This window comes from Marinobacter sp. V032, assembly GCF_052645435.1.
In genome coordinates this window covers 2,400,046-2,412,875 of record NZ_JBQXYE010000001.1, presented here as the reverse complement: position 1 = coordinate 2,412,875, position 12,830 = coordinate 2,400,046, and the positions used below count along the sequence as shown (strand labels likewise).

General features: G+C 55.5%; 10 protein-coding genes and 2 pseudogenes. All 12 read right to left on the bottom strand.

The features are described 5' to 3' along the window. Positions 1–10: 10 nt before the first annotated feature. Positions 11–1,591 (bottom strand): annotated as a pseudogene (locus ACUN9X_RS10945) (DNA translocase FtsK); the annotation flags it as partial. A gap of 498 nt (positions 1,592–2,089) precedes the next feature. After that, a pseudogene (locus ACUN9X_RS10940) lies at positions 2,090–2,488 on the bottom strand (DNA translocase FtsK 4TM domain-containing protein); the annotation flags it as partial. 194 nt (positions 2,489–2,682) lie between these two features. Further along, entirely contained in the window at positions 2,683–3,906 is a 1,224-nt protein-coding gene (locus ACUN9X_RS10935; protein WP_445473069.1) for an O-succinylhomoserine sulfhydrylase, read from the bottom strand. An 18-nt stretch (positions 3,907–3,924) separates the two neighbouring features. Next, the gene (gene purF / locus ACUN9X_RS10930; protein WP_445473068.1) at positions 3,925–5,448 is read right to left on the bottom strand and encodes an amidophosphoribosyltransferase; all 1,524 of its coding nucleotides are present in this window, start codon (positions 5,446–5,448) and stop codon (positions 3,925–3,927) included. 6 nt (positions 5,449–5,454) lie between these two features. Next, positions 5,455–6,021 (bottom strand): CvpA family protein, encoded by a 567-nt coding sequence (locus ACUN9X_RS10925; protein ID WP_260035582.1) that lies wholly within the window; start codon positions 6,019–6,021, stop codon positions 5,455–5,457. 153 nt (positions 6,022–6,174) lie between these two features. Continuing rightward, positions 6,175–6,846 (bottom strand): SPOR domain-containing protein, encoded by a 672-nt coding sequence (locus ACUN9X_RS10920; protein WP_445473067.1) that lies wholly within the window; start codon positions 6,844–6,846, stop codon positions 6,175–6,177. A 147-nt stretch (positions 6,847–6,993) separates the two neighbouring features. Beyond that, positions 6,994–8,265 carry a bifunctional tetrahydrofolate synthase/dihydrofolate synthase gene (folC, locus tag ACUN9X_RS10915; RefSeq protein WP_445473066.1) on the bottom strand — a complete coding sequence of 424 codons (1,272 nt, stop codon included), beginning with the start codon at positions 8,263–8,265 and terminating at the stop codon, positions 6,994–6,996. Further along, a complete protein-coding gene (accD, locus tag ACUN9X_RS10910) occupies positions 8,249–9,190 on the bottom strand; it encodes an acetyl-CoA carboxylase, carboxyltransferase subunit beta (protein ID WP_445473065.1) in 942 nt (313 codons plus the stop codon). Before accD ends, folC begins: the two co-directional genes overlap by 17 nt. A gap of 54 nt (positions 9,191–9,244) precedes the next feature. After that, complete coding sequence (trpA, locus tag ACUN9X_RS10905) at positions 9,245–10,057, bottom strand: tryptophan synthase subunit alpha (RefSeq protein ID WP_445473064.1); 813 nt, start codon at positions 10,055–10,057, stop codon at positions 9,245–9,247. 17 nt (positions 10,058–10,074) lie between these two features. Continuing rightward, positions 10,075–11,283 (bottom strand): tryptophan synthase subunit beta, encoded by a 1,209-nt coding sequence (trpB, locus tag ACUN9X_RS10900; protein WP_260035772.1) that lies wholly within the window; start codon positions 11,281–11,283, stop codon positions 10,075–10,077. Next, positions 11,276–11,905, bottom strand: a complete 630-nt coding sequence (locus ACUN9X_RS10895; RefSeq protein ID WP_445473063.1) for a phosphoribosylanthranilate isomerase — start codon at positions 11,903–11,905, stop codon at positions 11,276–11,278. Before ACUN9X_RS10895 ends, trpB begins: the two co-directional genes overlap by 8 nt. Beyond that, a complete protein-coding gene (truA, locus tag ACUN9X_RS10890; RefSeq protein WP_445473062.1) occupies positions 11,905–12,825 on the bottom strand; it encodes a tRNA pseudouridine(38-40) synthase TruA in 921 nt (306 codons plus the stop codon). Before truA ends, ACUN9X_RS10895 begins: the two co-directional genes overlap by 1 nt. Positions 12,826–12,830 lie beyond the last annotated feature (5 nt).

Genomic DNA, 12,830 nt, shown 5'->3' with positions numbered 1-12,830 from the left:
GAATCTACTCCTAATCTCGCGGGGGTGGTGACGCCAAAACTTCCCTGGCGCCATTATTGCCGGCCGAACTGACCACACCGGAAGCTTCCATGGCTTCGACGAGGTTAGCGGCGCGGTTATAACCAATCTTGAACTTGCGCTGGACCGAAGAAATCGACACCCGGCGCCCTTCTGTTACGAAAGCCACAGCCTCATCAAACAGCGAGTCACCTTCGCTGTCGCCACCGTCCGACAAACTGGGCACGCCGGGAAGGCTTTCACCTTCAGCCCCATTCAGTACGTCATCGACATATACCGGCTCACCGCGTTCCTTCCAGGCATTAACGACGCGATGCACTTCATCGTCATCGACGAAGGCGCCGTGGACCCGTACCGGCAGTCCTGAGCCGGGCGGCAGATACAGCATGTCACCGTGCCCCAGCAGTTGCTCGGCACCGCCCTGGTCAAGAACCGTCCTCGAATCGATTTTCGACTGCACAGAGAAAGAAATACGGGTCGGAATATTGGCCTTGATCAAGCCGGTAATCACATCCACCGATGGGCGCTGTGTCGCCAGAATAAGGTGGATACCGGCTGCCCGGGCTTTTTGCGCGATGCGGGCAATCAGTTCCTCAACTTTTTTGCCAACAATCATCATCATGTCGGCAAACTCGTCAATCACCACTACGATGAACGGCAAACTTTCCAGCTCTGGTCGGGATTGCTCATCGTTATCCAGATATTCGTCCGGCTTCCATAGCGGATCAAGAATCGGTTCACCGGCAGCTGCGGCGTCTTTAACTTTGCGATTGAAGCCCGCCAGGTTACGAACGCCCAATTGAGCCATCAGACGGTATCGGCGCTCCATCTCGGCAACACACCAGCGCAGCCCGTTTGCGGCCTCTTTCATGTCGGTCACTACCGGCGCCAGCAAATGCGGGATACCGTCATAAATGCTCAACTCCAGCATTTTCGGATCCACCATGATGAATCGCACTTCATCAGGCGTGGCCTTTAACAGAATGCTCAGAATCATGGCGTTAACACCGACCGACTTACCCGAGCCTGTCGTACCGGCTACCAGCAGGTGCGGCATTTTGCCAAGGTTTGCAGTCATCGGATTGCCACCGATGTCATTGCCCAGCGCCAGCGTTAACGGAGATGAAGGTTCCTGGAATGCCTGGGAAGCCAGCACTTCCCGAAGGCGCACAATTTCCCGCTCTTCGTTGGGAATCTCGATCCCTACAACCGACTTGCCCGGAATCACCTCTACAACCCGAACGCTAATAACAGCGAGCGATCGTGCCAGGTCTTTTGCGAGATTGGAGATGCGACTGACCTTGACCCCTGCCGCAGGCTTGATTTCGAATCGGGTAATAACCGGGCCGGGATTTACCTCGACAACTTCCACGCTGACGCCGAAGTCAGACAGCTTCTCCTCAACCAACCGGGACATATGCTCGAGCGCTTCCGTTGAATACCCACTCTTCTTGTTGGTATCCGGCGGATCAAGCAGCGTGATCGGAGGAATGACACACTCCATATCGTCGAACAGCGACGGCTGGCTGTTTTTGTCTTTCGGCTTGCCAGGCTCTTCTTTTCGCTTGAAAGGCGAAATGCGCACAGATTTGGCTTCAGTCTCTGCCGAAGCCGGGCGCGCGGTTTTGGCCTCTGTTTGAGGTGCGCGAGCACGAGGAGCAGGTCGTGCGTCCTCCGGCTCGGTTGCCGAAAATCCTCCGATATTTGATGACTCAAAACTATCGTCAGCAGCAAGCCCGTCAACACTTGGCTCCATGCGAGGCAAGACCGGGTAGGCTCCATCCGTCTTTGGCGAGCGCCGGAACAACGATTTGATCCAGCCAAATCGCTCCCTGCCGCCCTCTTCGTCGTCACTTTCGACCCGGGAGTTGATCAGCGGCGGCTCTGGCCGTGACGGTTTTGCGGGCTCGGGTTTTCGATTGGCTGCGGCGGGTTCATCATAGACTTCATCGTCTGCATTGCCGCTGAAACGCGTTTTAAGCCATTCGGAAAGCCTCAGTGTACTGCCGCCCAACAGGTCCATTACCCGGAACCAGGAGAGCCCCGAAAAGACCGTCAATGCGAAAAGAAAAATCGCAACCAGAATCAGCGTTGCCGCGGGTAAATTGAACGCGCTCACCATCGCTTCAGAGACTTCAGCTCCCAACACTCCACCGGAACTGCTATCAAAACCGAGGATGGAGTAAAGCGACAACAGGCTTGTTGCGCTCAGCAGAATCAGCAAAAAGCCGCCGAAACGCAGCCCGAAAAGCGGCCAGTGCAAATCTAGGGATTCGTTGCGGTGACGGATCAATAAATAGGCGTAGAAGCCAACCATGACAGGAAAAAGGTATCCGACCTGACCGAAGAAATCGATCAGCAAACTGGCAACCCAGGCTCCCGTGCGGCCCGCATAGTTTGCGACGCTGCTAACATCGTGACCAACACTCGCCCAGCCGGGATCGCTGGCGCTATAGGAGGTCAGCGCCATCAAAAGGTAAATGCACAGCACGACCAGGGTGATCAGCGCGCCTTCGCGGCCACCCTGAGCAAGCAGCTTCTGAAACCGTTGCTGCTTGGCCGTTAACTGCTTTTCTTTGGCTTGATTCGTCTTTTTGCGTTCTGACATGGACTCGCTTTGGCTCGATTGCCGAGCAGGCTTGTTATGACTTTACCGTTAAGCCCTTATCGGGCCAGCGCATCCAGACCACGAGCCAGATCGGCCTTGAGGTCATCTATCGCCTCAATACCAACGGAAACCCGGATCAGGTTTTCTGTTATACCTGCGCTCACTTTATCCTCGGCAGAGAGGCGCCCATGCGTGGTCGTCTCCGGATGCGTAATCGTCGTCTTCACATCACCGAGGTTGGCGGTGATCGAGATAATCTGTGTCGCATCAATCACTGACCAGGCAGCTTCGCGCCCTCCCCTCACCTGAAACGCCAGCACCCCGCCAAAACCACTTTGCTGCTTCTTTGCCAGCTCGTGTTGTGGGTGCGATTCAAGACCGGAGTAGTACACACGCTCCACCTCTGGCCGGGCCTCAAGCCAACGGGCCAACTCTAACGCATTCTCGCAGTGAGCACGCATACGGATCGGTAAGGTTTCCAGACCCTTATGGAACACCCAGGCATTAAACGGACTCATTGTTGGCCCTGCTGATCGCAAGAAGCCGTAAACGTCATCCATCAACTTGTTCGGCCCGACGACAACGCCGCCAATGCAACGCCCTTGCCCATCAAGATACTTGGTCGCCGAATGCACCACTATATCTGCACCAAATTCAAAAGGCCGCTGGAGTACGGGCGTGCAGAAACAGTTATCCACTACAAACAATGCGTCATGCTGGTGTGCAAGATCTGCGAGCGCCTGCATATCAGCGACTTCACTGAGCGGATTGGACGGCGTTTCAATAAACAGCAAACGGGTGCTATCGCTCACTGCCGCCTTCCAGGCATCGAGATCGGTCAGCGAGACGAAGGTAGTTTCAACACCGAATTTAGCAAGGAATTTCTGGAACAGCACATTGGTTGTTCCAAAAACCCCTCGGGAACACACGACATGATCCCCTTGCTGCAACAATGCCATACAGGTGCTGAGAATCGCGGCCATACCGGAGGCCGTGGCTACCGCACGTTCGCCACCCTCCATCGCAGCGATACGCGCCTCGAACGCCTGCACTGACGGATTGGTAAAGCGGGAGTAGATGTTACCCGGCTCGTCGCCACCAAAACGCGCAGCGGCCTGCGCCGCGCTGCCATAGACAAAGCTCGACGTCGGGAAAATAGCGTCGCTATGTTCAAGTTGGTCTGTGCGGATCTGACCTGCCCTGACGGCGAGCGTATCAACCGATACACCCTCAAGATCAGATTCGGGAATCAGTACATGCTCGTCGCGAACTCGGGTCATATGCACTCGCTCCCAATATCAGTCGTCGTCATTGTGAAGATCGATAATTCCGTTTTCAGTCGTCGCACCGGGCGATTTCTGCAGCTTTTTGGCATCACTGCGCTGATTCTCAAGATTACTCAGATAAGCAGCATCAATATCGCCGGTGATGTACTTACCATCAAAAACCGAGCACTCCCATCCCTCGATTTCAGGATTCACGTCGTTCACGCAAGCAATAAGGTCTTCAAGATCCTGATAGACAAGCCAGTCAGCGCCAATCAAGGTCCGGATTTCCTCTACCGAACGGTCATGAGCAATCAGCTCATTGGCGGCCGGCATATCAATGCCGTATACGTTGGGATAGCGTACCGGAGGCGCAGCTGACGCGAAGTAAACACGACGGGCGCCCGCATCCCGGGCCATCTGTACGATTTCCTCACAGGTGGTGCCGCGAACGATTGAATCGTCGACCAGCATGACGTTCTTGTCCCGGAACTCGAGATCAATCGGGTTCAGTTTCTGGCGTACCGATTTTTTGCGCAGTGTCTGGCCTGGCATGATAAAGGTACGGCCGATATAGCGATTCTTGATAAACCCTTCCCTGAATTTCACTCCCAGTCGGTGTGCCATCTGCATCGCAGAGGTGCGGCTGGTATCGGGAATCGGTATGACCACGTCAATATCATGATCCGGGCGTTCCCTCAGCACTTTGTCTGCAAGGGTTTCACCCATCCGTAAGCGAGCCTTGTACACCGACACCTTGTCCAGAATGGTGTCCGGGCGCGCAAAATAGACATGCTCGAAAATACAGGGGACCAGGTGTGGTTTTTCAGCGCACTGCTGTGTGTAAATGGTGCCATCGGTTTCGATATAAACCGCTTCGCCCGGTGCTATATCCCGCACGAGACGGAAGCCCGCAGCATTGAGTGCGACACTTTCAGAGGCAATCATGTATTCCGTACCGGCTTCGGTTTCCCTCACACCGTAACAGGCGGGCCGGATACCATTAGGATCCCGGAATCCAACGATGCCGTAACCGGTAATCATCGCGATGGCGGCATAAGCGCCCTTACAACGGTCATGCACGGCACTGACTGCAGCAAAGATCTCGTCTTTGGTCGGGTCCAGCTTGCCCTGTTTCTGAAGCTCGTGCGCGAACACGTTGAGCAGGACTTCGGAATCAGAGTTGGTATTGATATGGCGAAGATCCGTGCGGAACAGATCCCGACTCAGCTCATCCGCATTGGTCAGATTCCCGTTATGGGCCAGCGTAATGCCGTAAGGGCTGTTGACATAAAACGGCTGCGCCTCGGCAGAGCTTGCACTGCCTGCGGTCGGATAGCGCACATGGCCGATGCCGACGTTCCCTACCAGACGACGCATGTGCCGGGTGCGGAAGACATCCCTCACCAGCCCGTTGTCCTTGCGCAGATAAAACCGGTCATCCTGAAAGGTTACGATGCCGGCCGCGTCCTGGCCCCGGTGCTGAAGAACCGTCAATGCATCATACAGCGTCTGATTGACGTTTGAGGTGCTTACGATACCGACAATGCCACACATGCGTGTTTACTTCTCCAGGTCAGAAATAACATTTGCGCCCTTGGAAACCTGCCTGGCAGTCTGCACAGACTCTTCAGCCGGACCAAGAAAACGCTCAAACTCATCCCCGAACGTACGCCGGGACCATTGTTCAACTACTGCAAGCCGGTCAATCATGACCGACTCCTGCCACCAGGTATCGCGTGACAAGGGTGTATACCGGACCAGGGCAATGGCGACCACGACGACAATCAGTCCTCGCAACAGGCCAAAAACCATTCCCAGAACCCGATCCGTGGCTGACAGGCCAGAAGCCTTGATCAGCTGACCAATCAGGTTATTAATAACCGCGCCCACTATAAGAGTACCAAAAAACAGGATCGCAAACGCCGCCACCAAGCGCACCAGTGGTGTTTCAACGGTACTTTCAAGAAGGGACTGCATTTGTGGGTGAAAGGTACGGGCGATAATGAATGCGCCAACCCAGGTCACAAGAGAAAGGGCTTCCCTGACAAACCCTCTTTTCAGGCTAATCAGGGTTGATATGGCAATGATGGTAATAATTACCCAGTCAATCCAGATCAACGCATCCATGGAGCTACTCAGCAGACAAATTCAGAAGCGCGGATTCTATCAGGAAACCGGGACACACTATACCTTGAACACAGACAGATGCTGTGATTAGGCATCACCAATCAAGTCGAGTTGCAATTCAGCAGAAACGGCTCTTCACATCAAAGCGAGTGGCTACTTGCCACTCGACGTCACAAGACTGTTAAGCGAGAACGATTTATCAAGTTTGGCTTTAGCCGAACGGGCGTCATCCTCGCTCGCAAACGGGCCGGAAAAGACGCGGGACAAACTGGCTCCCTCGCGATCAACTGACTGAATATAAGCATCGTACCCCTGCTCTCTGACCTTATCGCGCAGGCGCTTTGCGTTGTCAGCATTACCGAAGCTGCCGAGCTGAACCAACCAGGCGCCCTCGAGCACTTTCGAGTATTGGGGGTCTTTCTCAGGAGCAGGCTCTGGCTTGCTTTCTGCGGCAGGTGCCGGTGATGGCGCCGGGGCTGCGACTGCTGGAGCAGTCTCGGGTTCCGGCTCACTTACTTCAGGCGCTGGCTCAGGAGCGGGCTCAACGTTGCGCGCTCCAGAAGTGCCTTCTTGAAGGGTATAGGCAGGAGCCTCCTGGTCAGGTTCAGGCATCTGGCCCGACATTGTTTCAGGCTCAGTAACTTCAGGGTCTGCCATTTCAGGCGGCGCCTCGTTGTCCATCGAGGGGAACGCGGGCTCTTCCGGCAGATCAATGACCCGGGACTGCCGCTCTGTATGCGGTTCGTCAAAAAGCATGGGAACAAAAATTACGGCCAGGGAAACCAGGACCAAGGCACCAACAATACGCTGCTTCAAACCATCCACAGGAAGCTGTCCTCTGTGTTCGGGGGATTCTGTCGCGATACTACCGCCACAGCGTAAGGAACACAAAGGCGGGCCGACAGAATGACGGAACTTTAAGATACTTATCGCATTTTCCCACACTCAATAGCATAAACTCGCCACTCACTATCAGGGTGCTGCGAGCGCCTTCTGCGCCTCGGCGACGGTATAAAACGAACCGAAAACCAGCACGCAGTCGTCGGCTCCGGCATCTGCGATTGCGGCCCGCAGAGCGGAGGCAACGTTGTCGGCTGTTTGTACGATGCAACCAGCCGGAAGAACCGAGCCCGCCATCTGCTGCAGTTGATCAATCGGCAAACTGCGCGGCACATCCAGTGAGGTGATATACCAACTATCCACTACTTCGGCCATAGCGGCCATGACACCCGCACTGTCCTTGTCGGATAGGCAGGCATACACCGCGTGAACCTTGCCCGAAAGGTTAAGCTCGCAAACCTGGCTACTCAACCACCTGGCCGCATGGGGGTTATGTCCCACATCCAGCACCACGTGGGGTGATGTCCCGCGCTGCTCGAAGCGGCCAGCCAACACCACCTTGCCGATAGATTCGGAAATCAGAGGGGACGGTGTCTCCGGGCTCAGAATACGCATGGCCTGCACCGCAGCTGCTAGACTTTTAACCGGGAGCCGGTTGGTGGGCCAAGTCGCCTGCCAACTGCCTCCTTCGCTCTCAAATCGGGTCGAGCCCCCGAGATTGTCGACGCGGTAATCAATGCCGTAGCGTTTCAGCTGAACACGCTGGGCAGCGGCCTGCTGTAAAACTGATCGTGGCGGATCTTCGTCGGCATATATTGCAGCCTGATCTGGTCGCAGTATCCCTGCCTTTTCAAACCCAATCGTATCTCTGTCATTGCCGAGCCAGGCGACATGATCGATATCAACGGATGTGAGAATGGCAAGATCCGCATCCAGCACGTTCACGGCATCCAGCCGACCACCGAGCCCTACTTCCAGAATCCAGTCTTCTACGCCTGCCTTGGCGAGCGCAACAAATGCCGCCAGTGTGCCAAACTCGAAATAGGTCAGACTGACATTCTTGCGCGCCTGTTCAACTGCTTCAAAGGCGGATACCAGAACCTCATCTGAAACATCGGAACCATTAATCCGGACGCGTTCGTTGTAGCGCAAAAGGTGCGGCGAGGTGTAAGCCCCAACAGACCGACCCGAATCGAGCAGAAGTCGCTCAAGCGCAGCGACAGTACTGCCCTTTCCGTTGGTGCCGCCGATGGTGATGATTCGGGCTTCGGGCCGCCGTGGAAACAGGCGGCGAAGTACCATCAGGACACGATCAAGCCCAAGGTCTATTTCGGTAGGATGAAGTGCTTCGAGATAGCTCAGCCAGAGATCCAGCCCCGCTCCATTCTCAGGACGCTGGGGCATCTGTCGATTCCGGTGCAGGCTGATCAGGTTTGATGCCTTCAAGGTCGATGGCTGCTTCCGCCTCAGGCTGGTCCTGACCGGTAAGCTTGGCAAGTACAGACGCTATTTTGAAGCGCATATCATGCCGGTGGACAATCATGTCAAGCGCGCCATGCTCCAACAGGAATTCACTGCGCTGAAAACCTTCTGGCAGCTTCTCACGCACGGTCTGCTCAATAACACGGGGCCCGGCAAAACCAATCAGCGCGTATGGCTCGGCAATATTGAGATCGCCCAGCATCGCAAGGCTCGCCGAAACACCACCAAAAACAGGGTCCGTCAGCACAGAGATATAAGGGATACCTTCCTGCTTCATCCGCTCCAGTACCGCAGCGGTCTTGGCCATCTGCATCAACGAAAGAATCGCTTCCTGCATGCGGGCTCCGCCACTGGCAGAAAAACAGACCAGCGGTATGCGCTCTTCAAGCGCGATGTTGGCAGCGCGAACAAATTTTTCGCCCACCACCTGACCCATTGAACCGCCGAGGAAGTTAAACTCAAACGACACCGCAACCAATGGGATGCCCAGCGTGCGGCCTTTCATCGCAATCAAGGCGTCTTTTTCGCCCGTCGCTTTCTGGTTTTGGGCCAGGCGCTCTTTGTAGCGCTTACTGTCTTTGAACTTCAGGCGATCCCAGGGCTCCAGCTCTGCCGCAATCTCTTCCCGTCCGTCTTCGTCGAGAAAGATATCAAGACGCCGGCGGGCTGAGACCCGCAAGTGGTGCTCGCACTTCGGACAGACATCAAGGTTCTTGTCCAGCTCGGGTTTGTAGAGAAACGCACCGCACTTCGGGCATTTTTTCCAGAGCCCTTCTGGCACGCTCGTTCTCTGTTTGGAGTCCGAGCGAATCATGCTCGGCATGATCTTATCCAGCCAGTTACTCATGATGTCATCCTGTTATTCAATCCTGTTTAGCGCTACGGCACTTCCCTGTTTCGCTCAGGAAGCAACCTCATCCAGCGCTTCGCGCATAGGCCTCAGCAGATTAGTGAGTGCAGCCTTTAGCGCCTCAATGTTCTCCTGATTATTGGCAATTGTATCGACCAGAACGCTGCCGACAATTACACCATCGGATACCCGCCCTACAGCCGCAGCCGTCGCCGCATCACGAATACCAAACCCAACGCCGACCGGCACCGAGGTCAACGCACGAATGCTGTTAACTTTAGACCCGACGTCGTCGACGTTAATGCTTGATGAGCCAGTGACACCCTTGACTGAAACATAGTAGATATAACCGGAGGCGTGTTCGCTGATTGACCGGATGCGGTCTTCAGTGGTGGTCGGCGCCAACAGGAAGATTGGGTCAAGCCCACTCTCTGCAAAAATCGGCGCAATATCGAGCGCCTCTTCCGGTGGCAGGTCAACCGTCAGCACACCATCAACCCCCGCATCTTTGGCAGCCGTGACAAACGCCTGATAGCCCATTGCTTCCATCGGGTTCAGATATCCCATCAACACAACAGGCGTATCGTTATCCTGAGCACGGAATTGCCGAACCATCTCCAGCACCATCCGCAGCGACGTGTTATGAGCGAGCGCCCGCTCGCAAGCAAGGGCGATAACCGGGCCGTCCGCCATGGGATCCGAAAACGGAACCCCCAACTCGATGATGTCAGCGCCGGCAGCTACCAGGGTATGCATCAGCTCAACAGTGTGATCAGGGTGCGGATCGCCGGCCGTGATATACGGGATCAACGCTTTGCGACCCTGACCTTTCAGTTGCTTTAATCTTGATTCAATACGACTCATGCTCTTCCCCGAAACCGTTACAGGCCAATGCCGTCAATTTCCGCAATGGTGTGAATATCCTTGTCACCGCGGCCGGAGACGTTGATCACGATCATTTTATCCTTGTCCATAGTCGCCGCAAGTTTAACGCCATATGCAACCGCATGCGCCGACTCCAGCGCCGGCATGATGCCCTCGACACGCGTCAGTTGACGGAAACCACCCAGGGCTTCGTCATCAGTTACGGAAACATACTGGGCGCGACCGATATCCTTGAGCCAACTGTGCTCAGGACCAACCCCGGGGTAATCGAGCCCTGCGCTCACCGAATGGGTGGAGGCGATCTGGCCGTTCTCGTCTTCCATCAGGTACGTACGGTTGCCATGAAGTACACCAGGGCGACCCGCTGAAAGAGGTGCAGCATGTTGCCCTCCTTCCAGACCCAGACCGCCTGCCTCAACGCCGTATAGCGCCACAGACTCGTCTGCAAGGAAGGGATGGAACATACCAATTGCATTGGAGCCACCGCCGACACAGGCGACCAGTGCATCCGGCAGCTTGCCGGCCTGTACCATTGACTGACGACGGGTCTCGCGGCCAATCACTGACTGGAAGTCACGCACCAGCACCGGATATGGATGCGGACCCGCTGCGGTGCCAATAATATAAAAAGTATCATCGACGTTGGTAACCCAGTCGCGCATGGCCTCGTTCATGGCATCTTTAAGCGTTCGGGTACCACTGGTGACGGAATGAACCTCCGCCCCCAACAACTTCATGCGATAGACGTTGAGGGATTGGCGCTGAATATCTTCAGCCCCCATAAACACGTGACATTCAAGCCCGAGCCGTGCACATACCGTTGCCGTTGCAACACCATGCTGCCCCGCGCCGGTTTCTGCAATGACCCGCTTTTTGCCAAGAAAACTGGCCAGCAGAGCCTGACCGATCGTATTGTTAACCTTGTGCGCGCCGGTATGGTTCAGATCTTCGCGCTTCAACCAAATTTGTGCACCACCGGTTTCCCGGGTCAGGCGCTCTGCGAAGTACAGCGGGCTGGGCCGCCCCACATATTCCGCAAGATCTTTATCAAAAGCCGCCTGAAAATCCGCATCATCACGGAGTTTGTAGTATTCCCGCTCAAGAACCATCAGGGAATCCATCAGGGTCTCTGATACAAAGCGTCCGCCATAGTCACCAAAGTGACCACGGCTATCGGGAAGTGCTTTCAGCATTTCTTCAGTCAGTTTTACCGACACGGTTCACCTCTTTGAGAAACTCAACTATGCGGGTGGGATCTTTAATCCCCTTTTCGCGCTCAACACCCCCGCTAACGTCGACGGCCCAAGGCCGAACAGCCTCAATAGCGGCCGATACGTTAGCAGAGTTGAGACCACCGGCCAATATGAGAGGCAGCGGGCGACTTTCCGGGATCATTGACCAGTCAAATGTTGCACCGGTTCCCCCATATCGTTTGGGGTCATACGCATCAACAAGCAACCCCGATGACCGGGAATAGGCTTTAAATGCGTCGATGACATCCGACGACTGGCGAACCCGGACGGCTTTGATCCAGCGGCGATCGAATTGATCGCAGAATGCTTCAGGCTCATCGCCATGAAACTGGAGAAGATCTAACGGCACCTCAGCCAGAACCTGATGCACAAATGCGGGCTCAGGATTAACGAACAGGCCAACGGTCGTTACAAAAGGAGGTAAGGCGCTGACAATCTCGGCAGCCTGGGTGACGGTGACAGCGCGAGGGCTGGGGGCATAAAAAACCAGACCAATGGCATCCGCTCCCGCACGGGCTGCCACCAGCGCATCTTCCTTACAGGTAATTCCGCAGATTTTGGTACGAGAAGTCATCACTCGGAAGCCCCAGCGTGTTCATAACGTTGGCCCGGAATGGGCCGTTGCTGGTCGGGCGACATCCAGGGTTCGATAAAAGCCGGCCCAGGCGCCTCACACGGCAGACCGAACGCTTGGGGGTACCCGACATTGACCAGAAAAAGTCCGTTTGGTGGCGCCGTCACCGCCGCTTTACGGCGATCACCAAGAGACAGTATGTCACGAATCCAGTGCTCGGGGTGTTCCCCGCTACCCACAGCCATTAATGCACCCGCGATGTTGCGCACCATGTGATGGAGGAAGGCGTTTGCCTGGATATCAATCACAACATAAGCCGAGTGGCGGGTAACCGTGACGGCGTGAACATTGCGAAACGGCGATTTGGACTGACACCCGGCTGCGCGAAAAGCGCTGAAATCATGTTCGCCCACAAGGTACTGCGCAGCGCGGTTCATTGCGTCACTATCGAGGACCCGATAGGTCCAGGATACACAATCCTGGCCAATTGCAGGGCGCACCGCCTGACTTGCAATGATATAGCGATAACGGCGACTGACGGCTGAAAAGCGTGCGTGAAAAGCATCGTCCATATTACCCGCCCACCGAACACTAATGCCGGGTGGCAGCGCAGTATTGATCCCCATCACCCATGATCGCATGCTGCGGCTAACTGGCGTATCGAAATGCACGACCTGCGCTGATGCATGCACTCCGGCGTCCGTTCGACCGGCGCAAACCAGCTCGACCTCGTGATTCGCGACTTTGGAGCACGCCTGCTGCAAATGACCTTCTACAGAGGGAATGCCGGACTTTTGGTACTGCCAACCGTGAAAGCCCGACCCGTTATACTCAAAAACCAGCGCAACACGCCCTTCCCCCACGGGGGTATCACCGTCGAGCACATGAAAATCGGCTGAGGAAGAAGCACTGGAAGTCAACGTGA

Excerpts from the sequence above, each read along its gene's own strand:
- ACUN9X_RS10935 (WP_445473069.1), bottom strand. The coding sequence starts at position 3,906 with ATGACCCGAGTTCGCGACGAGCATGTACTGATTCCCGAATCTGATCTT.
- purF (WP_445473068.1), bottom strand. The coding sequence starts at position 5,448 with ATGTGTGGCATTGTCGGTATCGTAAGCACCTCAAACGTCAATCAGACG.
- ACUN9X_RS10925 (WP_260035582.1), bottom strand. The coding sequence starts at position 6,021 with ATGGATGCGTTGATCTGGATTGACTGGGTAATTATTACCATCATTGCC.
- folC (WP_445473066.1), bottom strand. The coding sequence starts at position 8,265 with ATGCCCCAGCGTCCTGAGAATGGAGCGGGGCTGGATCTCTGGCTGAGC.
- accD (WP_445473065.1), bottom strand. The coding sequence starts at position 9,190 with ATGAGTAACTGGCTGGATAAGATCATGCCGAGCATGATTCGCTCGGAC.
- trpA (WP_445473064.1), bottom strand. The coding sequence starts at position 10,057 with ATGAGTCGTATTGAATCAAGATTAAAGCAACTGAAAGGTCAGGGTCGC.
- ACUN9X_RS10895 (WP_445473063.1), bottom strand. The coding sequence starts at position 11,905 with ATGACTTCTCGTACCAAAATCTGCGGAATTACCTGTAAGGAAGATGCG.